Origin of the sequence: Nguyenibacter vanlangensis (genome assembly GCF_013376155.1) — a bacterium.
GTDB lineage: Bacteria > Pseudomonadota > Alphaproteobacteria > Acetobacterales > Acetobacteraceae > Gluconacetobacter > Gluconacetobacter vanlangensis.
In genome coordinates, this window is sequence record NZ_JABXXP010001288.1 from 1 (window position 1) to 513 (window position 513).

At 71.7% G+C, this 513-nt stretch carries 1 protein-coding gene; it reads left to right on the top strand.

What is annotated here, in order from left to right:
• A partial coding sequence (locus tag HUK84_RS22650) for a Sir2 family NAD-dependent protein deacetylase (protein ID WP_176642093.1) occupies positions 1 to 484 on the top strand: 484 nt, incomplete at its 5' end.
• Positions 485 to 513 lie beyond the last annotated feature (29 nt).

The window sequence follows — 513 nt, forward strand, 5'->3', positions numbered from 1 at the left end:
GCTGGAGCGGGCCGCGCGCGACGGGCAGTGGGCGGGCGACATCCTGGTCGTGACCCAGAACATCGACGATCTGCACGAGCGCGCGGGCAGCCGCGACGTCGTGCATATGCACGGCGAAGTCCGCCGGGTGCGCTGCATATCGTGCGGCGCGACGCCGGGCTGGGACGATGATTGCCTGCCGCACACGCCCTGCCCGCGTTGCGGCGCCGCGTCGCTACGGCCCGACATCGTCTGGTTCGGCGAGATGCCGCTGCATATGGAACGGATCCAGGCGGCGCTGGCGGCCTGCGACCTGTTCGTCACGATCGGCACCTCGGGCACGGTCTATCCTGCGGCGGGTTTCGTGGCGCAGGTCTGCGCCCATGCCGACACGCTGGATATCAACCTGCGTCCGCCGGCCGAACCGGGGCTGTTCGACCGGTCCATGGTCGGCCCGGCCAGCCGGACGGTGCCGTGCTGGGTCGCGGAGGTGCTGGCCGGATGAGGCCCGGGACGGAGGAAGCGGCGCTGGAG